Here is a 22,780-nt window from a genome sequence, read left to right as displayed (position 1 = left end):
ACTAGTTTGCTGAAATTCCAAGGCGTTCCATGGCAATTCTCTTGCCGGTCTGCACGTCGCTCTTGCCGCTCCCGAGTTTCGGGAGTTCATCCACCTTCACGACGGCACCCGGAAGCATGAGCGGCGGGAGGCCCACCTGCTTGAGCATGTCCTTCACCTCGTCTTCGGACTTATCGCCCGCATACACGAGCACAATCTTTTCTCCCTTGCTGCCATCCGGGACGGCAACCGCAAAGTGGTCAATCTCGTCGAACAGCGAGCATTCCGAAATCTTGAAGTCCACCGACCCAAGGCTCACCATCTCGCCACCAAGCTTTGCGAAGCGGCTGTAGCGGTCCACAATCGTGAGGTAGCCGTCCTCGTCCACGTGGCCCTTGTCGCCCGTCTTGTACCAGCGCTTGCCGTTTATAACCGCAATCGCCTGTGCCGTACGTTCCGGGTCCTTCAGGTAGCCCTTCATAATCTGCGCACCGCCAATCAAAATCAGGCCATCCTCGCCCACGGCGAGTTCTTCCATGGTATCGGGGTCCACGATGCGGATTTGCGTTCCGGGCAGCGGAGCGCCCACGGTACCGGGCTTGTTGCCCTCGATAACCGTCTTGTAGTCGTCCATGAGCACGTCCTTCGTGTTCACCGCCGCCACCGGAGTCGTTTCCGTACAGCCGAACCCCTCGAAAATCTCGAGTTTGAACTTGTTGCGGTAAAGCTGGCGCACATCCTCGCGAATCTTCTCGGCGCCGGCGTAGATGCTACGCACATGCGAGAACATCAGCGGGTGCACCGCACGGTTCAGGCCCCACATGCGCAGGAACGTGCCCGTGGCCACCATGATGCTCACCTTGAACTGGGCACACATGCGAGACACGAGCCTTGCATCCGTCGGGTCGGGGCAGGTCGCCACCGGCACGCCTTCCACAAGGCACAGCATCGTCGTGATGGAGAACCCGAACGCATGGAACAGCGGGAGCGAACCCAGGAACACGTCTTCCGCGGTCGGCAGCAGCACGCTTTCGCACTGCTTGATATTGCCAATCAGGTTCAGGTGCGTGAGTTCCACCCCCTTCGGGCGGCCCTCGGAACCGGAACTGAAGATGATGGTCGCCACGTCATCAAGGCTCACCTTCTTGAAGAAGCGGAGCTCCAGGTACCATGCCGGCAAAAGCATCACGCGCAAGAAGTTCTTCACGAGCGTCGACTTGTGCAGTTGCCCCTTCAGGTCTTCCATGTAGTAGACCTTGTACTTGTCGAGCAACTTCTCCATCGGGAGGCCCTTCTGCTTGAGTTTCTCGACAAACACGCGGGCCGTAATAATCGTCTTCACTTCGGCCACGCCACAGCAGTAGTCCATCGTCTCGGGCGTGTTCGTGTAGTTCAGGTTGTAGACAGTCTTGCCCCTGATGAGGCAGGCCATGTTCACGATGATTCCCGGGCCGGAAGGCGGAATAAGCACGCCCACCTGCTTCTCGCCCTTCGTGAGTTTCTCGATCATGCCCGCAAACGAGAGCGCCGCCGTCGCAAGCGCGTTTGCCGAAAGGTGGTTGCCGTCGGGGCTATAAACGGAGGGCCCGCTGCCGACTCGCTTCACCGTGCGAATCCAGGCAGATGCCACCGGGCGCAACTTGCGGATGTAACTCGTCCACGCGGTAATCGAGAGTTCCTGCACCGCGCGCTTCACCATCATCGGGTTGGAATCGAGCGGGAGTTCGTTGCCGAACGCGACAGAAATGATACGGCCACCGCTATGCACCATGTCCTTGAAGCCGGCATCAGCCATGGAGTAGCTACTCCCCCACAGCCCCTGCACGTAGAACGGCAACAGTTTCAGGCGCGGCACATCCTTCACAACGGACGAGTAGTCCAGGCGGAAGCGGCTCATGTTGCCCGTCGAGGTCATCGCGTTTTCCGGGAACATCACCACGGCTTCGCCACGCAGCAAGGCCTTCTTCGCCTCCTCCATCGCGGGAGCAGGGTTCGAGATATCGAGGTCAATCGTTTCCATCTGCGAAAGCAACAGCTTCACGTACCACTTCTCAAAAGGCCTGCGCGTAATCACGAAACGCATCGGGCGCGGGCTTGCCATCTGGATAATCGCCCAGTCAATGTACGAGATATGGTTACCCACCAGGAGCACCGGGCCTTCCCACGGAATGTTCTGCACGCCCGTCACCAAGAAGCGGTAGTGCATAGAGAGCACCGAGCGCAATAGCTGGCGCAAAAGCGTCTGAGGCATGGCCCACAGCGCCCACACCGTACCCACAAGGCAGACGATGCCGAGGATAAAGAACAGGCTCATCCGGTCGACAGCAAAGTAACGGATGGCGACAATCGCGAGAATATCGAAAACGAGAATGCTCAGGTTCTGCACCACGTTCGAAAGCGAGAGCACGTGGCCCGCGGAACGGGGCTTGGTATTGTAGAGCATCGTCGCGAACATCGGGAGCGCAAAGATGCCGCCACAGAACCCGAGAAGCGCGAACGCGATGGCATTATACGGGCGCGGAATCAGCGGAATGATGAATATGAGGATGGAAGCCCCTGCGGTACCCATCGGGATAAGCCCCATCTCGATAAAGTTCCTCGACATGCGCATCGCAAACCAGAAGCCCGCGACAAGCCCGATGCCCGTACCGAAAATGGCATAGTTCGCAAGGGCATCCTGCGTAAACAGCGAGCCCGAGCTGAACTGGTCCTGGATGACGAACACCATCAGGAATATCATGACCCAGAACATCGCCTGCCCGACAATCGACTGGCGGAGCGCCCGGTTCTTCCACGCCTTCGCCATCTTGCGGCGCGCGTACTTAAACGTAAGGAACTGCTTCCAGGGGAATTTCAGTGTTTCATCGTAGGCGCCGATAGACGGGAGCCGGATTGCAAAAATCAACCCCAGAACCTGCAGTGCGCCGAGCGAATAGAGCACGGGCTCGACCAGGTTCTCGCGAACGGCAAACGCAAGCGACACGCCCGCAAAGAACATCGCACAGAACGTGACTATCATGAGAGTCCCGCTCCCGCTGGCAAGGAAGCGCACCCCTATCAGTTCCTTCATGTAGCCGTTCTTTGCCGGACTCTGGAACGCCTGCAGCACAAAGAAAAGCCCGACACCAGCAAACATCATGGGCAGGCAAGAATGGTACACACCGACACCGAACAACCCCAGCGGGAGAACCGAAAGCACCGTCGTCCACAGGAGCACCCGTTCCTTCGGGTGCTTGTCCGACATAAAACCCGCAGGCGTCAGCAGCAGCACGCAGGGCAACAGGAACAGCAGGTGCAGCACGTAGAACTGCCACGAACCCGTAGCCGTATACCCCATGCGGCTAAGGACGAGTTCCGTGTAGGCAATAATCGCGGTAGAGACCGCCACCTGCGTAAAAGCCAAACCAAAAAACGAGAAAAAGCCTTCGACCTTTTTCATCTTTATTCCTTTATATATCCAATCCGGCAAGGCCTGCGCCTTCCCTCATGGTAAATATAGCAAAGGCCGAACAAATTTTTCCTATAATTAAAGAGGTATGCCCGTAGAAATCCTCTCCAATCATAGGAAATTCACTCCAAGCCGAGTTCTTGGAAACTCCGCAGGGCGTAACCAGAGTCAAGTAAAGAGACTTGCGAGTCTTCCCGAAATTCCAAGTTTTAGCTTAATTTGATCAACGTGGCCTAGGCAGTTTTGAACAAAGTATCGCCAGATACTCCCGTATTCTCTGGCAAAAGATATTGTGTGAACTCGATAGGCATACCTCTCCAATCATAGGAAATTTTCATGCAGATGGATATGCTCTCGATAAGATTTTCCTCCGAATCATGCAGAAACAAAAGCATTGATTATGAAATTTGAATTGACTTTAAAATGGATTATAGTTATATTTAGGATATGGCATTAGCAATTCGTCCATTACCTGTTTTAGAAAATGCTGCGGCAGACCGCTTCGTGAAGAAAGCGAACCGAATGCTGAAGGCGAGCAGAAAACTTGACCTGTCTAAAAAGGCCAAGGCAACCCACTCTATTCTCAAAGCAGCGAAGATTTAGCCAAATGAACTATCTTTCGGCCAATTGCAGGTTGATGAGTTTACAGGAAAAATGGGAGAAGTTTACATTCTTTTAGGTTAAACGTCCTTTTATACAACTACATCAGTTGATCTAATCTTAATTCTGATACTTTGTTTGATTTTGTCTTTACCCCATGTCCATATTTTATTGATGAAGATGTATCAATTTTGGGTATATTGATGGAGTAATCAATTCCCTCTTTATTTTCAACACATCGAGCCGGCAGGAGTTTCCATGATTTAGTAGAATTATAAGTCCAAAAAGCACTTCCTCTCGGGCTATTTTTCTTTATCTCAACTTTTTTGTTTCGAAAATGAGTTACATTAGCTCGAGTATTTTTTTTCCATTTAACATCCAGATCAGCACGCCACCACATTGATAAATAGTCATACATTACAAATTTGTTTTTTTCTTTTCCATAATTATAACTAACGAAATATTTGGGATAATCAAAAAAAACAACATTTTGCAAAAAGGGATATTTTTTTTTAAAAGGCAGACATTTCAAGCCATTCTTCTGTTCTTGCCAAATGCCACCCCTGTGGGCACGAATTCATAGCCAAATCCCATTTGTAATAAACCTTACGACAATTTTCAATTGAAATTTTCTGCAAATTGTTTAAATAAAAACCACTTTCGTCAGTTGCGATACTTTCCAAATTAAGATTAGATTCACAGTATAACTCTCCATTCTTTACATTCGTCCAAACAGTGGCTTTCGGAATATACTGAAGATCTTCAACAAACCACTTAGACGAATCTGTTTCAAATATATGATATATATTACCATCCCTTTCATCTACAAAAAAATCTTCATATGCATTATAATAATACGATTGAGCCACCGCATTTGTTATGCACGCTACCATAAAACAGAACCATTTCAATCTTTTATCCCTCCCATAATGTCAATACGATACGGATTTTTTGTATCTGAATTATTAATTAAGAAGTTTATGGACTCGACAAAAGATTTCGTCATTCCATTTTCATCATATTTTGGGGCAACAAGATTTCCTGTTTCATCTTCAAATCTAATAAAGGCTTCGGAATGACATGCTCCTAACAGTGTTTTAACGTTAAATTTAAGATCGTATGCATCTATATAGTTTCCATCCATATCATGAGCGATAAAAATACCATCCGCATCTATTTCACCGTGCATGGCGATTGCACCAAAATCGCCTCCATTTATAAAATTGCTAATTTCCTCAGCGGAAGCATTTTCTCCAAAGTATTTCACCTCATAAGTATCATACCAAGGATTCAAGGCTCCGGAAAGGGCCCTATCCACATCTTGTTTTAAGTTTGGAGGCAAGACTTTTCCATTTTGATCTCTGTTATAAAATACCGCCATTCTTAAATCAGCATTTCCATCAGGATCAATTCTTGCAATAGGATTGTTGTTTCCATATGTATATGGGGAAAAATGCTGCCTCATCGGGTCCACAGAAATCCACATTCCGAGCATCGGGTCGAGATATCTCGCGCCGAAGTAGTCCAGCTCGGTCTCGTCATCCTTCTCCTTGTCGGTGAAGTTCTCCGTCACCTTGCCGGTTGGCGGAGGCGTCAATTCAATCATCTCACCGAAACTGCGGTAGTCGTAGGCGGACTTCAGGCCACCGGAAGTGCCGCCGGTGCCGTACACGAGCATGGTGGAACCCAGGTGGTTCTTCAGGAACCATTCGAAGGTCTGCGCGGAGCCGCTTTCCGCCGCGTGGTCGGCGTCCTCGATGCCGTAGCGGCCGAGGCCCTGCGGCATGTTCACAACCACCTTCGTCTCTTTCGCGGGCCCGGCGAAGTTTTCGCGCACCTCCGTGCCGATGCCCGTGTAGTGCATCACGTGCTTGCGTGACCAGCCCTCGTCGCCCTGCGCCTTCGCCCAGCGGGTCTTGGAAATCCTCCTGCCCGTACCGTCGTACGCCATCGCCATTTTGTACAAAGTATCACCGGATACTCCCGTATTCTCGTGCGGAGGATATTGTGTGAACTCGATAGGCATACCTCTCCAATCATAGGAATTTTTTATTTCCTTGGAATTGTGCAAAGCGCAATACACTACGGTTCGGCAATAAAATGCACAAGTGCATTCTTGCAATTCTCACCTCACAAGTATTTGTCATCGACAAGATTGTCTTCAGAATCGTATAGAAAAAGGCCGCCGAAGCGACCTTTGAGGGAAAGACAACATTATTCATTCTATATTGATAAAGGATTAAATAATCATATTAATTATAAACAACTTCTTTATGAATTATTATAGCGGTTGTATCTGTTTTCTCAGCATCAGCAAAAACTATAGTCTTCTTTATTCGTTTATCATCAAACCAGAGTTCCCAAAAATTTCCATAAGCACCATCGCCTCCACTCACATCCATCACATAATATTCATTCTTATATGAAATAGATATATCAGAAACATCTTGTAATAAGCAATAGAGCAAGTCTAACTTAGTAAAAATAATGTTGTTATCCACTTTTATTAAAAGAGACTCCAACCCCCATTCAGGGGTGTAAAAATCATCATAAAAGCAAATATTCCGCTTTTTATTCTTCTTATGTTTTAGCACAATCGATATGGTTCTGTCATTAATTTTCTTTTCAATAGTTAAAGTTTCTCTTTTTTTATTATCGTTTGAGAAACCGTACGATAAAGCAAAGAACAATAAAAGTATAAAAAGCCTCATTACAGAATCCTTCCAAAGTTATTCTTGTTCAATAATAGGATCACCTACAGTAACATTTCCAGAGCCAAACCATTCCGGGTCCATATCTTCCACGGCATCAGGAACAACCTGCAAAGCACGATCCCCGCTTTCATCTATAGCCTTACGCATCGCACGATCAAATATCAAACACCCATCTGATGCTGTATGCGTAGAATTATCCCCATGTGCCAAAAAGCCTGACCTTCCAAACATTTCGTTTTCTGGATCCGGAATTAATTGCATAGTAAAAGGCAAAGAAACACCTCTGGAAGTTATATAGTTCTCAATCATCGGACCAAAAGTATATTTACCCGCAGGTAATGGGCCAGAATTCGGAATATTTTTTCCTCCTCGAATATTATCCCAATTCGCATTATTCTTGCCCAACCCTTTTCCAGCATATCCAATAGCTTTCAAAGTTCTAACACCTGTTTTATCATCAATATAAGTCAATTTTCCAGAATTCTGAGCATACTCCCAAAGTAATCCATCAGAATCGAAACCATTAACAGGATTCACGCCATTCCCGGCATACAGATACGGGCTGGCAAATTGCCTCTTCGGGTCCACGGAAATCCACTTTCCCAGCATGGGGTCGAGATAGCGTGCGCCGAAGTAGTCCAGTTGCGTCTCATCGTCCCGTTCCTTGCCCGTGAAATTCTCGGTCACCTTCCGCGTGAACACGAGCAGGTCAAGCTGTTCCCCGAAACTGCGGTAGTCGTAGGCGGCACGCAGTTCGCCCTCGGGCGAGATACCCAGCGGGTCGGGGAATCCAGTCCCGTACACGACCATCGTGGAGCCCAGGTGGTTCTTCAGGTACCACTCGAATGCCTGCGGGGCGCCGTTCTCGTCTACTTGGCCCACATCCTGCAGGGCGTATCGCCCGAGTCCATGCGGCAGCGGGATGACTGCCTTCACCGTGTCGGGCAGGGGGCACGCGGTGCTTGCGTTGCCGCCGTAGTCCGGGTTCGCGGAAACACAGTGTTCCACCCCCGCAGAGTCCGTATAGCGGGTGAAGTTGGCAGGCTTGTATTCCCGTATCTCCGTGCCTATGCCCGTGTAGTGCGTCACGAGGGTCGTGTCCCAGTCGTCATCGCCAACAATGCGCATCGCCGTCTTGGAGATGCGTCTGCCCGACCCGTCGTACCTCATCACGAGGCGGGTTGCATGGCTGGAACCTCCGGAAGGTTGCTGCGTGAATTCTATGGGCATTCCTCTCCAATCATAGGAAATTGTAATTTAATTCTTTTTATCAGTTTTATAAAAATGTGCGTTTTGATTTTCTTTCATCGTTTTTAACATGTCATCGAAAAGATCCGTCTCTGGATCAATAGTGTTATTTTCCTTTTTTAGACGTGGAATATAATTTCCCCCTTCCTTTTTTTTTCTAAGCATTTCATCAAATTCTTCGGTTTCAGAATCAATCACGTATTCTCCTTTAAACGCTTTGTGGGTAGCAAGTGCACTTCCATATCCGCCGCTTAAATAGAATACAAGTAAAACAAACCAGAAGGCAAAGGGGGGAATAAACGACCAAAAATCAATGCAATTCTCGTCTTCAAAAAAGAGAATATGGATTGCTGTAAAAGTCACTAGCAAAAGAATAAAGAAGACACATTTTTTCACTTTTTATTCCTCTTGGTTTTCATTTTTTAGACTATTCTGAATATCTTTGGCAAATTTTTCTGCAGCCTCTGGAGTTGGGAAAGAATTATACCTTGGACCGTCGTTACTTTTCATCTGGCTGTTAAACTTGTCAATAAACTCTGGAGAATCGACCAATCCCATTAGTTGATCGTAGCCTCGTGTAGTGCGTCACAAGGGTGGCGTACCAGTAGCCTCCCTGGTCATTCTTGCGCATGCGCGTCTTCGAGATGCGGCGGCCCGAGCCGTCGTAGGCCATCACGAGCTTCGTGGAGTCGCATACGGTGTAGTGACCATACGCAGTGCAAGTTTCGCGGACAAATTCAACCGGCATACCTCTCCAATCATAGGAAATTTTCAGATTCCCAGTCATCTAAAAGCTTAAAGAAGATGTTTTTTACATCCATGTGTAAAGATTTTTTTGGCTAGATAATCATATAAATTAGATTCTGATTTATATGATTCGTAGCCATGCGTAAAATACTCTATACGTCTAAGGCGACCTTTTTGACTTCTGCCTTTCCAAAGGAATAGACTATACCATTGTTCATCATTCTTTGGATGATGTAAAAATTCATTTTTTATATCATTTTCTAAGCTGTCCAAAATTTTCAATTGATTCTTTGAAATTTTTTCATAAGTGCCACAAATGCTAGACCATATTCTATTATCTGCTCTGTTTTTTGTATAAAGAAAATACTCTTTACCGCCAGGACCGCCAACAAAAACAGTCAAATCGTCATCTAACGAAAAAAAATCGTCATGGTGTTCAAAGTAGTATGAAAAAAATGAATTCAAGGCCATATATTCTTCAGAATACATTTTATAATCTTTATATATAGCAGTATTTATTTCTTCTTTTTCACGAGACAAATCGACGGCATCATCAATGTGATCCTTTTCTTTCTGTTCACAGCCAATAAATATTAAAACAAAGAAAAACGTAAGGAATGTTTTATGGAGCATAACGCATTTTTCCTTCATAAGTATTGGCGTCTTCAATATACCCTGCAGGGAAGCGCATGATTACAGGCTGAAAAGACATCGAAGGAGATGTGTAATATATATTTCCAGATCTCAGTTCCATGCCCATTATTGATTTCCTATAGAAATTAGACCAGTCTTCATCAGCCCTACTAAGGCCTTCCCCCTGAAGCCACTCATTACGCCTACTGAGGTCCTTTTTGGGTTTTATTGTTCGCCAAGTATGGAAATGGATGTACGCTCCATCTCCACTTCCAGGGCGTACAGCACCTTCTGTTCCGTAAGCAAAAGAATTTTGTCCATCTTCATTGTACCAAAATCTTGCTTCCACTCCATTTTCTTTAGTAAACTTTGCCATGGACATAACCGTCTGCTCGATCCCGGGACTTGCCATAAATTTTCTCTCTGCAGCAGCAAGTTCATCTAACTCTGCTGGCGTTACAGTTCCTTGAGAATCCAAGGGAACATATTTCCCCTCCGTACAACGTTCTCCGTCTTCGTAATACATACCATCAGGGTCTGTTCCTGCTATCGGATTCATTCCATTCCCCGCATACAGATACGGGCTTGCAAATTGCCTTGCTGGATCAACTGAAGTCCACATTCCGAGCATCGGGTCTAGATAACGTGCGCCGAAGTAGTTCAGCTGCGTTTCGTTATCCAATTCCTTGCCCGTGAAATTCTCCGTAATCTTTCGGGTGAACACGAGCAGGTCAAGCTGTTCCCCGAAACTCCTGTAGTCATAGGCGGCGCGGACTGTGCCGAGCGGGGAGAGCCCGAGCAGGTCGGGGAATCCGGTCCCGTACACGACCATCGTGGAGCCCAGGTGGTTCTTCAGGTACCACTCGAACGCCTGCGGGGAGCCTTCTTCCGCCTGGTGGTCGGCATCCTGCAGGGCGTACCTGCCCATTCCTTGTGGCAGTGGCACGGCGACCTTCACCGTGTCGGGCAGGGGGCATGCGGTAGAAGCGTTGCCGCCGTAGTCCGGGTTCGCGGAAACACAGTATTCCACCCCCGCAGAGTCCGTATAGCGGGTGAAGTTGGCAGGCTTGTATTCCCGTATCTCCGTGCCTATACCCGTGTAGTGCGTCACGAGGGTCGTGTCCCAGCCCTGCGAGTCACCCGCCCTCGTAAGGAGAGTCTTGGAGATGCGTCTGCCCGACCCGTCGTACATCATCGAAAGGCGGGTTGCATGGCTGGAACCTCCGGAAGGTTGTTGCGTGAATTCCGTGGGCATTCCTCTCCAATCATAGACAACCATCATATTTTTTGATTTGTCTTCAATAAGGTTGCCATCACGATCATAGACGAAGTTTTGCGCATCACCCATATTACGGAAGCCCGCCGTGCCGCCCATACCATCTGCAACATTTTTCAATTTATTCGTGCTATCATAATACGCATATTCTCCCCCGCTCGAGGCAACGATTTTTTCCGCACGGCGCTGTGCGGTAATTCGGCCCTGCGCATCGTATTCAAAGATGTCGTCGAAATAATCCTGCGACAGGTCGTCTGTCTTTGTAAGACGGTTCAGTTGGTCGTAATAATACGCCACGTCGCGAATTTGCACGAAATCGCGGTTGTTATGGGCAATTCTCTGTACCATATAGCTGATATTGCCGTTATACTGCGGTTCACATTCGTTGTCACCGCAATCCTCGTAATGAAGCATCTCAGAATACAGTTCACCCCCATTTGCGGTTTCAACTTTTGCAGTCTTCACGGCTCCGCTAATATGATAAGTGTAAGTTAGCGTGAGCGAATTGCCCATGTTTACAGTCTTCACGCTCCCTGTCGGGTAGTAGGAGTAGGTAGCAAGCAGCATCTCGTCACCACCTCCGTTCTTCGAGAACAAGCTGTCTATGCGGCCAAGGCGGTCGTAGGTATACCGTTCCACAATTTTTCGACTTGCCCCGCTACCATCCACTCCGTAGGGGTATTTTGTCGTCCTCGTCACCTTGCCTTCCAAATCGTATTCCGTCTCCACAGCGAGCATTTTCAGGCTGTCAGCTGGGACAGCGGGGTTATAGGCGTAATTAACTGTAATGCGACCGTATTTGTCGTATGCGTTGGCGGTCGATATACGAATGACATTCCCGGCACTGTCGGCGGACACGTCAGATACCACCGCCACCACGCGGGTCTTGCCGTACTTGAACGCGTCAGTTTGGACCGACGCCGGATAAAGTTCAACGCCCAGGGTGTCCCTTGCGGGCACACGGTCATAGAACGTACGCGTTATCGTACCTGGAGTGAGTTCGGCGATAGTCGGGCTGTTCCTGTTCGGCACGTCTCTAAAATACACCCTTGCAGCCCCGCTGTCAAGCGACGATTTCCATTCGCCTGTATAGATTGCCCTGTCCAGGTTGTCGTAGCCGACAACGGAATACGCCCCGGAGTCAATCTGGCGCTGAGTCTGTGTCGCGCGGACGCGGCCCATCAGGTCATAGAATGTCCTTGTCTCCCCTGCGTCGGGTTCAACGCTCCTGACAACACGGCTCTGGGCATCGTAACCGTATTCGTTCGGAATCACGCAGTTTGCAGGTTTTAGTGTATAGTCGCAGCTCATTGGCGGGTGCGACTTGACCACGTTTCCGCGGGCATCCAGTTCGTTCACGCTGCGGGTGAGCAATTTGCCAGTGCTGTCCAGCGAGCCGCTCACAATCACGCGGCCCTCCCCGTCCTTCACCGTAAAGGCCCTACGACCGTCCTGGTCGATATTCAGTTCCCACAGGTGGGTGGGGGTCGCATCCCTCGCAGCACGGTAGTTCGTGTCGCCGTCATAGGCCCGTCCGTGACGCACGGCTGACACGGCGGAGTCCAGGCTGGCCGAATCCAGCAGGTTGACGCCAGTGAGGTTCACTCCCGATGAAAATGACCGAGCCAAGTGAGTCTGTCCACCAACCTTCCCGATACCGAAAGCCCTACCTGGAGCGCCTTCCACATCCCTGGTCGCCATCGGGTCGGGTTTCCATTTCGTTTCGGCATACGGGATTCCGCCCGCATCGGGGTAGTCCGGGTTTGACGCCGTGTAGTAGTTATCCGCCATGCCGGGGTTATGCGCAGTCTTGCTTTCGGAGTTGCAGTCATCGGCACCGCTACAAGTGAGGGCAAAAGGCAGGTATTTTTTCCATGTACGCCCCATTGCATCACGTTCCGAGTCGGTTACCAGCAGTTCCTCCGCACCGTCATAGGCACGGGTCTCCAGTTCCTCGCCGGCAGGGCTCGTAAAACGCACTGCGTATGTGGAGGGTTTCAAAGCCTGGCCGGGTATCAGGGCTGCATCGTCGATGGCAACGTCACCACTTGCCGTTATAGTCAACTTGTTTTCAGCGGTTTCATTAAACAGGTTCTTCGCAAGAGGCAACGTGTCCTGTGCCCACGATGCACTACCAGAAAGTGACCATGTCTGTACCGGAGTGCCAGCCGCAGAAAGTTTTACAGACAAAGTTCCCCTATGCCACACGACAAGAGTCGCCCCGCTATCGACAAGGAGTTTATTCGCCTGGACGGGAAGAACCTGAGAAATCGACGATCCCGAGGACATTCCAAGATGCCTAGAACCCTGGGGAGAATCCCCGCGAACACTCCGGGCCGAACCGGAGAGTTCCCAGCCTTGCAGCCAGTCCGTCTCGAAATCCCCTCCCGAAAGCAACTGTCCGCCGGAATAAGCGATAGCGTCAGTCCGGTTCGCGACTTGCGCGGGAACTGGCGGTAGAGAATGCGTCAAGGCAAGAGTTGTGTCGCCAAAATCGCTTTCACGTATGGCGTACGATGGTGACGATGGATCAGGAATCCCGTAGAGACGCTTTCCTGAGGAACTGTATATGGCAACCCTCTCCGTCGCAACCTGGATCCACTGCAAGGACACCCCATCAACAGCGGACCAGTCATCAATCATGTTCCATCCATATGCCGTTTCGCTACCTGCCGGGCAATCAAAGAGACACTGATCCATCAGCCTGAAATGAACCGTTCTCGACGTAGACGAAGGAATGCCGCCCGTCAGGGTAAAACGGAACACGTGCTTATTACCCGAAGAAATTCGAGCAACATCAATACCTTCGCTCACATCTAGATGCTTCCCGGTTACGGATAAGGTATCGTTTTGAATAATCAGTACAGGCACCTGCCCAGCGGGGTGTGTCACGTAGAAATCTACAAATACTGGCCCAGCGAGGCTTGAATCACCATCGTTACGGATTTCCAGGGTAACATCACCGATTGCATTTTGCAAGTATCCGCCGGGTATACCGGTTCCCTCCACATGGACCGTTTCCTTCACGGACAATTTTAGTTCCTTCTCCACATAACCGTTGCAGGGCCAGGCTTCGGTTCCATAGACCAGGTTACCATCGGCATCGAACAAGGCCATCTTCGGGTTGTATGTCAAGGTCGCAACATCCATCCAACTAGCAAAAACCTTCCAGTCGTAGTTTTGCCATCCGTCCAAATGTACGGAATACTCTAACTTTTCCGACGGCAGGCTCGCACCCGGCTGAATCAGCGCATCGTCGGAGAGTTTTACCTTGTAGACGAACAGGCCTGCACCGCACTGTTCTGCTGTCCGGCTCTGAACAACAGGGAGGTTCTGATAGTTATCGAACACTATTCGCGATGCGTCAAGCGAATCGTTCCCGTTGTAGTAGAAACGCAGTTCGTACCCGCCCACAGGGGCGGTCGCGCCACCACTGTTCACGATATCGAATTTTAGGGCACCCGTGTTCGGCGAGGTGGAATTGTCGGCAAAGCGCACTGCCAAATCGCCATAGGGGTTGAACGACGATGACGAGACGAATTCATTGGACGATGAGGATGAGCCGGGTTCGGGCGGGTTTTCGCAATCGGGGGCCCAATCTGGCGGAATTCCCCAGAGAGGGGTGCTATTATCATTGCCGTCATATAGCGGGGCGTTGGGGGCATACCTCCTGCGTCGCAACGTATCACCACCCTCATAAAAATCCTCGATAGACCAGTCGTTATTCTTGACCATGTCCACGCTTGTTCGGTAGAAAAGACCAGCCTTGTTGTCTAGATAGGAACGGTTCGGCAGGAACGTTTGGTCGGCCTTGCCCGTATAGCGTATACGAAATCGCCGACTGCCGCATTCCGTATAGGATACATTAACCATGGACGTATCCACATGCCAATGCCGGATGTATGGGAGCGTATCGCCGCCGTGTTCGGCAAAAGTGCCATAGTAGTCGTAATGCCACCCCGCAGCAAGCGTACGTGCCGTTCCCGAGTAGTTCACTATTCCACTCGCCACATCCAACTGGTACTTCTTGAACCAGGTCTCGTCACCGACAAGTACCGCCAAACCCGACGTGGAACTTGCCGGATGCGCGCCTCCGTCAAGAACGACAACGGAACGTTGAGCAGTAGAACTCGCATCAAAGATATCAGTCACCTTCACCGTGTAAGTGTATGTCCCAGGAGTAATCACCGCAGCCTTGCGGATATCAGCGTACCTTGAGCGGATATAGTGCACCCGACGGTTCGCCAACGTATTCACGTTGTTGTTCACTACGTCCTGGTAATCATGCCAGTAATCGGCAGGTGTCCCTACCTCTATCCAGTCGGGATGGGGATTAACAAGTTCAACCGTAAAGGAATCTCCTTCCGCATCCGTAAATAGCGGACGCAAGAAGTAGTCCTCACCCTCGTATATCGTATCTGGCCCGGCATTCGGAAACGCTATCGTCGGAGCGGTATTCTCTAGTCCTTCCGTACAGAAGCCCTGTACCGAGTTCGTCCTGAACTTCTGCCAGTTATATTCCGTACCCGTGAAAACACGTGCAACCGTACACGACTGTTCGGAAAACCAACTCGGTGCGGATCCCCAGAGCCTGTTGCCGGAATGGTCATATAAGGCTTCGTACGGATTGAAGAACAGGTTTCGACGCATGGCGCGTGCCGTATAGTTCGTAGCGGAACCGGCGTATGAATAGTCGGCATAAACATTCATATTCAACGAAGCATCATATCCGTCATGCACATAGGTAAACAAGTCCTTTTCCGGCAACGCGGAGAAATAGTACGGATTCTCGGGACCCCCGACCTCGTTATAGCCTATCCTGAACTCTCCTCGACGCGCACCGGCAGCAAACGAGACGTTTCCACTATAACGATGCCGAATGACGAAGTTGCCCTGACCGCAGTCCAGTACCTGCACACAGCCATTCGACGGGGCCTCCCAGACATTCACTACGGGCTGCATTCCCTGTCGACGAGTCGCGTAGTAGTCAAAATAAGGACTCTGCAGGGTTCGCGACGACATGGACGTATTCAACAGGGAAGAATATATCTCCATCTGCCGTCCGTAACTGGCGGCGGAATCATGCATGGCCACGACGACACCAGGATATTCCAGAGACGGCATAATCACGGAGAAGGAATAGACGGTATCAACGCTATTACCGGTAACCGTGTTGCGTAAACGCACCGTCGCCGAGTAGTCGCCCCTAGCAGGGGCGATTCCCGAAAGTTCCAGCCAGAAAGTCTGGTTATTCTGCCAGTGGTATTCGGCGTTGTCTAGACCGGAATTATACACAGGACGTCCATTCGGCTTAATCCACGAAGGATTTCCGGGCACGTTTTCAAGAACATAGGGAACGGTCCCTCTTTGCCCCTCCTCTGAAGCGAACCCAGTCACACCGTCTATCTCCACGGCGACAAAGACCTTCTCCCCTACAAAGAACTGCACAGGGTTCCCTTCCGCAATGCGGACGGGAACTCCATCGAGTTCAAGAGCCTGGACGAATCCGAAACAGGCGAAGACAAAAAAGAGAATGATTCTCAAATTTCACCTCCTGAATCTAGGAGGATTTCATCACGACTGTCGTTCCTGTACTCTCTATGGTGCACCTTGAAACTGTTTCCGTCGTCATCACGAACCTGCACAAGATGACCGAACGGGTCGTACTCGTAGTAGGTGGAAAGATTGTCCTCCGAAACCACTCGCACCAGGTTTCCATACCGGTCATACACAAAACTTTTCGCTTCCGCATCCGCCGGGTAGAGCCTCAGATAGCCCAGCCTGCTCCCCAAAAAAAGTGTCAGTTCGAATGTATCGGATGCAACCGTATCGCGCAAGACCCTCCACGGGCCATCGGCTGTCTTAAGGGCATACTCGGCCACGACCGGAGAATCGGGGGAATACTCACCCGCACTGCAGCGAACGTGAGTGTAACCTTGCGGGCGGATGGTTCCCTCACTGACAGTGTAACCGACTGTCGACACGAGACAATTCTCGACGGAATAGGAATCTCCTGAAGGGACTATGCTCGCGGTTTTCGCTAGTGTCGCCGGGAAAAAGAGACCCGTCTGGTAATCGCCCCGTGTGGAATAGTGGCTCGACACGGAGCGTCCGAACACATCGCCTGATTCTCGGATACGGTAGTGCCCGTCCACAAGGGCGACACTATCGCCCTCGAACACATCCCTTCCAGGTAAAGCACGCCCTGCTGAAGGGTCTATACTCTGGTAGGCTCCCGCGAAGTTAAACAGTTCACTCTCGCCCAAGATTTCTGCAGGTTCCCTTCGGCTCGTAAACTTGCCCCAGCCTACAAATGGACGACGCTTGCCCGGGTAAAGCGAGTCAGGCAGGATGCGGTACGGTTCCATGGAGAAACTTCTGAGGCTGTCGTTCACCATGACTGAATTCCAGGAGGCCGTCGAATCCACCATGCCGGAATAAAGCGCATCGAGGAAATTCTGGACAAGCATATTGCGGCGGAACATCCCATTCGCAACCGACGAGTCTCCGCCAGGCATGCCGAAATGCGGGCGCTTGAGCGTAAGCTTGCGCATTTCCTTCCCGTCTCCTGAAGGAGTCCTTGCCAATGTCGCCGTGGGCTGCCCCGACAGCGGATCGAAAAGGTGATTTTCGAGCCGAGATTCCCCCCACAGTCCCCTGTACGAGGAAGGCTGATTGTCATGCCCCGTGAAACTGAAAGACCTCGTAAGGAACGCCGGGTAGCGGATGTAGGTAAAGTTCTTGGAATCGCGGCGGGAATCCTTGTCATAGAGTTCGATATACTGTTTCTCGCAGTCTTCATCCTCGTCTTCATGCCTGCATTTCAGCACCCTTTCATAACTCCAGCGTTCCTTCTGGCGACCTGTCTTAGACATTACGTCAGAAACAGGATTGTCCGCAACACCCTCCGCAACATCGGGAACCCTTGTCGAATACACGCTACTATCCATCCGCACAAGTATGGCAGTCTGATTATCTCCACGATAGAAGGAATTCTTCGTGTTTAGCCCGAGGAACGCCGTAAAGTCATGGTAGGTAATTTCGCTCTCGAAATCGGCGTCGTCCCTCTGGTCCTGCATCGACTGCGAAGGGGCATCCATCTCCTGCAGCGTGATTGAATCGCGAGAATATTCAACATTCTTATAGAGTATGGGAACGTAGCCGTCCTTCTGCGACCTGAGCCACAGGCAATGCATAAAGAACTGCTGATTGTCCTCGATTGTCGGGGAAGTCGCGAAGCTAATCCTGTATTCGCCAAGAAACCAAGATATCGAGACATCCATGTCATTGTAGTCGGTAAGTTCCTCCCCCAAGTCAAGCGTATCCGACTGCACCGAAAGCGAGGAATCCATCGAGAACCTAGACTTGGCGACCAGATAGCGGGCAGTTCTGATTGACGTGTCATAGAAGGTTAACGAGGTCGTTCCGTCACGAACAACCATCATTTTCCTCGTATCACCGAGTTTATGTCGCGAACCATCCAGCAACGAGAACTCTACAAGGAAAGGTCGCTGAGCGTACGTCTTGTCCTTCTCGTAGCCTCCCCAAATGAATATCTGTGCGTTGACGCGCAAGAACGGAACCAGCTGCGAGCGGGTATCCTCGTCAATAAACTCCACAGGGACACCAGTCTCGGGAGTGACATACTCGAATTCTGTTCTTCCGTTCCCCATGCCACCGCCAAAGTTTCTGACAGTCACCTTCGGGTACGTGATGCCGGAACCAGGCACATAGAGTAGGTCCCCATCGCCAAAGCCCACTATCCTGGATTTAGGCATGAGTTCCATATCGGGCAACGCAAGCGAGATCTTCCCCCCATAAAATCGGTTACCCTGCACCGTATTGTAGGCCGAATCAGGCAGCTGGGCAATTTCTCCGGTTGCATACTCGTATTCGGTTGTCACGGAACGGCGCATGTCATGACGCACAAGACGCTTCACCCGCAGGTCGCCACCCTTAATTTCAGGCATAGATTTTCTTATCCACATCGCGCCCTGCTTCGACCTTACGGACCAGTTCTGCGACGAGTTTATCTTGTCTACCGCCTGCTGAAGCACCGCGTCAACATAGGGCATCGGACGGTCCAGCACCAGAAGCCGAGTCGAGCCATCTCCATCCGTACGTGTCAAGATGCCCACAGGCTTTCCGTCGCCCACTACAGCGACGTCTCGTTTTCTAGAACGCCTGCCCAGACCAAGGAAACCCGTCTTGACCTTGGTCTTCATATTTCCGAGCATGTTAAAAGTTACTATGCGCGAAGTGTCAAGAGTGCCATTTCGGACCAGTTCCATAGTATCAAGATACTCGAATCCTGTTCCCGTATAGCCTGCAGGCCTAATTGTATCCCAGAATGCCACGCGCGGGCCGAGGCACTGTTCCCGCCAGTATAGCCTTCCCAGTTCCAGGCATGTCATGCCGGTATCCCCGGGAGAAACCGCATAGTCATCCGCAAATTTACCACACGAATCCGCATTTACAAACATGACTGACATCATGTCGTCGGAATTGTCCTCGCCATGCCCATAGACATCCCTCTCATAATCCACCTCAATCACACCCCCCGAAGGCTCGATGATGCGCGACAGGCTCCACGCGGAAGCACCATAATCGGCGAATTCCTGCCATACCTTGTGGTTCTCCGCATAGGCTCGCTCGTTCCAGAAACCCCATTCGTCTACTGCGTCGGATGAAGCCATTACACTAGCGTCCAAATCAGTAATTCCCTCGTAGTAGTACTCAGGAAACTGTCCGTGACCTACAGAATCATCGGGAGAGGCATAGTCCACATTCTGCGAAAGGTTCTTCCACCCCTCCTTCGAGGACAGACGCGTCGAAGTCAGGGACGGAGAATTGTAGCCAAACCTGAAGGGAGGCAATTCGGAACAGCGACCATACTGGCAGCCCCTCTCCGTCACAGTCTTCAGCGTAAGTTTCCCATACAGGTAGTTTCCCGCAACCTGACCGGAGCAAACACCAACCGAAGCGGAATCCGGAGATTCCACTATATCGCCCGTACTATCCGGATAGTGGCCCCGGCAATAGGAATTCAGCGTCCGTGGATGAAGCGTGTAGTCGTAGTCGAAACGAAATTCCCTATAAGGAAGCGAGTCTCCCCGGACGAAGTACGATATCTTCTTCAAATAGCGCATCTGGTTTTCGGCAAAATCCGTAGAATCGCCAGCAAAAACAAGTTCACTCCAGTTGATTACCGGATGCGAGACATAACCCCCGCTCTCCCCGAACACTACAGTTTCGCCATTGTACAAACTGTCATCACTCCGAGTATAACGGTAGGCGAATATGCTGTCCGAAGCAAGACCTATGCGTACCCTATAAAGACCGTACTTAGATTCTTCGCCAGTAGTTTCCTCGAAAAGACCGGCGGAGTCTATCCTGAACGAGATATTCTCCGCCAGGCCGCAAAGTGCGGAATCACGAACCTCGTCGGACTCCTTCGGCGTTTCTGACAGGAATCCTGCCACGCTTAGGGACGATTCCCCGCGAAGCCTATCCAGCAGCCGCTCAGGCAACTTCATATTCGTATACAGCCACCTCGGGGCTAGCGCAACCTTCTGTTTTACATAAGCGATTGTTCTTGGACCATGTCCATCGGGATGCGTTCCGGACTGTTTTATCTCCACAGAATCCGCCGACACAGTCGTCGCATCGAACGACACGGCAACCTGCACAGCAATCGGCAACGTTTTCGCATTGCCATCGCTGGTATACTCCCAGCCCTTTCCGTCCACGCGTTCTTCCGTCACGGGGTCGTTTAATTCAAACTCAACCCTGTGCGAGGACGTCTCTATAGATTTCAGGTAGACATACTCCTTCACACCGAATCCGGCCTGGTACATTCTAGAATCACACCCCTCCGGAGTAAAGCCGTCCCTCGGCAAGCGGTAGTTCGGAAGGTTCGCCGTAGCAAGGCCGGGCCTAGCATACGGCGTTCGCCACCGGTAGATTGAGGGCTCCGTATAATGGAACTTCACATTGTAACCAACATTGTTCCAAATCGAATCCCCAAGCTGTATAAAGTCCGCACCCCGTATTTCCGTCAACAGCCACTGTGTGGCATGCGGATTCATGTTTATCTGATACGAATAGAAAGTTGCATCAGCGTCATCGTCATCATCCTCATCGGTTTTCGCCTTACAGTTCTCGTCAAGTTCGCCTTTCTTAAACACAACGTTGTACGTATACTTTAGCGCCCCTATCGGGTTAGACACTTCCATTCCCCACTTCATGAGTTTCCATACGGCACTACCCAGGTTACTGAGGAAGTTGTCCGTAGCGGAACCGTCCTTATCCACAAAAATGGGGGTTCCCTTTTCCTGGTTTATCGAGTAGTCTACCTTCAGGTAGGACTTTACCGGCTGTTCGAAATAGTACTTCGCCCCGTCCGAATTCGTCACCACAAATCCCTTCAGTTTTCCCACAGGGCTGTCATCCTCAAAAATCGGCTCAATTTTCCTTGAACCATACAGGGCGTATTCAAGGTTGCCTACTCGCCTCCTGAGCAATATATCGGAAACCGTTCCCCGAGGACGTTGGGCCGCACCCCCAAAAGATTCGCTTTCGTAATACCCGCCCTCGCCAACAAACAGAAAGTTCATTCCGGTCGTCAGGGTATCATGCGTCTCCTTGTCCTTCCTATAGACAAGCCTGTTGCCCTCGTTCCTAAGCCGCGTCGAATAGAGTGCGTAAGGCGAGCAACTGTCATTATGGATGCATTGCCGATAGGACTCGTAGTAACCCGAGTCGCTCCGCAAGACAATGCTTCCGGAACCGTCCTCGACAAACTCGTTCTGGTAAGGCCACCCGTCAATAGAATCGTTCGTAATCGTACTGTAATCGACAAACGTCTCTCCGGCATCCGACCTGACATTACTCACAACCCCATGCAACCTGTGTTCCTCTCGTGCGAAAGGACGGAACGTACCCGAAACGCCTTCCGAGGCAACAGAATACATGTCGTACGCCGGGTGCATCTCTCCCGAACCGATGGATTCCAGGGAACGTCCCTTCACGGTCCAGTTCCAGGAAACCGACCCGGCACTGTTTCCGTTAGCGACATTCGCACGGGGCATTCCCGCAACGGAATTACCGCCATCCGCGACGATAGCCGGGCCCGCCTGGTACATGTAGCCGTAAACATAGTCCGAAGTTGCCGAGCGTTGGCGGAATTCGTGCAGCGACTGACTGAATCCCAAGGAGAATACTGACGGAACGGCAGGAATAATTACATTGACGCCTACCGAAGACGATCGACTCCCCCCCTTACCCGAAACATTCGATACGGACAGTTCCCCGCCATTGACGGATATACTCGCTCCCGAACGGCTCATGTCTGCCGAAACCGGCCCCGAACTGACGGAAGTTTTCAACCCGGCAGGCCCCGCCGTAAGGCCGACCTTGGCGCGCCCTTGCGAATCGCCAAAGCCGACACTGTAGGCGGCACTGCCTCCCGTCGAATACTGGACACCGGCAGACGCAGAAAGATCTTTCCCTCCAGCAGAAAGCCCTAACTTCGTCATCATTCGACCGCCGGAACTGAGCAGGATGCTTGCATTGAGTCCAAAATTATCCCCACCAAAATTCATCTGCATCCCCGAAGCATCCGTGCCGAGCGTAAAGCCCACGCCCGCGACACCGGAAACTTTCAGTCCAGCCGTTACCGAGAAACCAACACCGCCTGTACTGGGCGCACTGAAGCCGACACTCACCGCCCCCATGCTCCAGTTCAAGTCGAGTCCCCACGTCTGCATCGCAGAATAACGGTAGACATACCCCAGTGTACCACCGTGGAACTGGTCATCGGGAACACCTCGTACATCGCGACTTATACTGCCCGGATTGAGCGTCCAGCCGAGTCCAACCCAGGTCGCTTCTTGCTGCGGGGATATCCCTGCGTGGTAAGACATGCTCAACGGATAGCCTCCATACGGGCCAGGAAGTTCCCCGAGCGGCACCGAGTACGCAAAGTTGCCCGTCTGCAGGCTCACAAGGTCCTGCATCGCGGACGGTTCAAACTGCATATAGTCCGGCTGTACGGGGCCACCCTGCAACGCAAAACAGGACGATACTGCTAGCAGTACCGGCTTCAAAAGAGCCCGAGGGTGTCTAATGAGAAAA

Annotated in this window: 12 protein-coding genes; 1 reads left to right on the top strand and 11 read right to left on the bottom strand. The window is 50.9% G+C overall.

The genetic code is table 11. The features are described 5' to 3' along the window. Position 1: 1 nt before the first annotated feature. On the bottom strand, positions 2-3,418 hold the full coding sequence (locus tag BUB22_RS04245; RefSeq protein WP_073114069.1) for an MFS transporter: 3,417 nt from the start codon (positions 3,416-3,418) through the stop codon (positions 2-4). Between the two features lie 456 nt (positions 3,419-3,874). Here BUB22_RS04245 and BUB22_RS16615 point away from each other — a divergent pair, with 456 nt between their 5' ends. Continuing rightward, entirely contained in the window at positions 3,875-4,030 is a 156-nt protein-coding gene (locus BUB22_RS16615) for a hypothetical protein (RefSeq protein WP_175547236.1), read from the top strand. Positions 4,031-4,127: 97 nt separating this feature from the next. On the opposite strand, the gene BUB22_RS16280 is transcribed toward BUB22_RS16615, so the two are convergent. The 10 genes from BUB22_RS16280 to BUB22_RS04205 all read right to left on the bottom strand — a co-directional run bounded on the left by BUB22_RS16280 (position 4,128) and on the right by BUB22_RS04205 (position 22,683). Beyond that, positions 4,128-4,559, bottom strand: a complete 432-nt coding sequence (locus BUB22_RS16280; RefSeq protein WP_139258706.1) for a hypothetical protein — start codon at positions 4,557-4,559, stop codon at positions 4,128-4,130. Beyond that, positions 4,540-4,938, bottom strand: coding sequence for an FISUMP domain-containing protein (locus tag BUB22_RS04240; protein ID WP_175547235.1), 399 nt, complete (start codon positions 4,936-4,938; stop codon positions 4,540-4,542). Before BUB22_RS04240 ends, BUB22_RS16280 begins: the two co-directional genes overlap by 20 nt. After that, entirely contained in the window at positions 4,935-6,053 is a 1,119-nt protein-coding gene (locus BUB22_RS04235; protein ID WP_073114067.1) for an RHS repeat domain-containing protein, read from the bottom strand. The genes BUB22_RS04240 and BUB22_RS04235 overlap by 4 nt, the downstream gene beginning before the upstream one ends. A 226-nt stretch (positions 6,054-6,279) precedes the next feature. Next, positions 6,280-6,738: a hypothetical protein gene (locus BUB22_RS04230; RefSeq protein ID WP_073114066.1), complete on the bottom strand. Its 459-nt coding sequence runs from the start codon at positions 6,736-6,738 to the stop codon at positions 6,280-6,282. An 18-nt stretch (positions 6,739-6,756) separates the two neighbouring features. Next, positions 6,757-7,971, bottom strand: coding sequence for an RHS repeat-associated core domain-containing protein (locus BUB22_RS04225; protein ID WP_073114065.1), 1,215 nt, complete (start codon positions 7,969-7,971; stop codon positions 6,757-6,759). A 27-nt stretch (positions 7,972-7,998) separates the two neighbouring features. Next, entirely contained in the window at positions 7,999-8,385 is a 387-nt protein-coding gene (locus BUB22_RS04220; protein WP_073114064.1) for a hypothetical protein, read from the bottom strand. Positions 8,386-8,515: 130 nt separating this feature from the next. Continuing rightward, entirely contained in the window at positions 8,516-8,737 is a 222-nt protein-coding gene (locus BUB22_RS16275) for a hypothetical protein (RefSeq protein ID WP_139258705.1), read from the bottom strand. 47 nt (positions 8,738-8,784) lie between these two features. Continuing rightward, a complete protein-coding gene (locus BUB22_RS04215; RefSeq protein ID WP_073114063.1) occupies positions 8,785-9,369 on the bottom strand; it encodes a hypothetical protein in 585 nt (194 codons plus the stop codon). Next, the gene (locus tag BUB22_RS04210; protein WP_073114062.1) at positions 9,359-16,189 is read right to left on the bottom strand and encodes an RHS repeat domain-containing protein; all 6,831 of its coding nucleotides are present in this window, start codon (positions 16,187-16,189) and stop codon (positions 9,359-9,361) included. Before BUB22_RS04210 ends, BUB22_RS04215 begins: the two co-directional genes overlap by 11 nt. Continuing rightward, positions 16,186-22,683, bottom strand: coding sequence for an RHS repeat domain-containing protein (locus BUB22_RS04205; protein WP_073114061.1), 6,498 nt, complete (start codon positions 22,681-22,683; stop codon positions 16,186-16,188). The genes BUB22_RS04210 and BUB22_RS04205 overlap by 4 nt, the downstream gene beginning before the upstream one ends. Between the last annotated feature and the right edge of the window lie 97 nt (positions 22,684-22,780).

It is taken from the genome of Fibrobacter sp. UWCM, from assembly GCF_900129735.1.
Lineage (GTDB): Bacteria > Fibrobacterota > Fibrobacteria > Fibrobacterales > Fibrobacteraceae > Fibrobacter.
This window is presented reverse-complemented; position numbering and strand designations above follow the sequence as displayed.

Coding starts and splice junctions, on each gene's coding strand:
- BUB22_RS04245 (WP_073114069.1), bottom strand. CDS start 3,418: ATGAAAAAGGTCGAAGGCTTTTTCTCGTTTTTTGGTTTGGCTTTTACG.
- BUB22_RS16615 (WP_175547236.1), top strand. CDS start 3,875: ATGGCATTAGCAATTCGTCCATTACCTGTTTTAGAAAATGCTGCGGCA.
- BUB22_RS04235 (WP_073114067.1), bottom strand. CDS start 6,053: ATGCCTATCGAGTTCACACAATATCCTCCGCACGAGAATACGGGAGTA.
- BUB22_RS04230 (WP_073114066.1), bottom strand. CDS start 6,738: ATGAGGCTTTTTATACTTTTATTGTTCTTTGCTTTATCGTACGGTTTC.
- BUB22_RS04225 (WP_073114065.1), bottom strand. CDS start 7,971: ATGCCCATAGAATTCACGCAGCAACCTTCCGGAGGTTCCAGCCATGCA.
- BUB22_RS16275 (WP_139258705.1), bottom strand. CDS start 8,737: ATGCCGGTTGAATTTGTCCGCGAAACTTGCACTGCGTATGGTCACTAC.
- BUB22_RS04215 (WP_073114063.1), bottom strand. CDS start 9,369: ATGCTCCATAAAACATTCCTTACGTTTTTCTTTGTTTTAATATTTATT.
- BUB22_RS04205 (WP_073114061.1), bottom strand. CDS start 22,683: ATGCAGTTTGAACCGTCCGCGATGCAGGACCTTGTGAGCCTGCAGACG.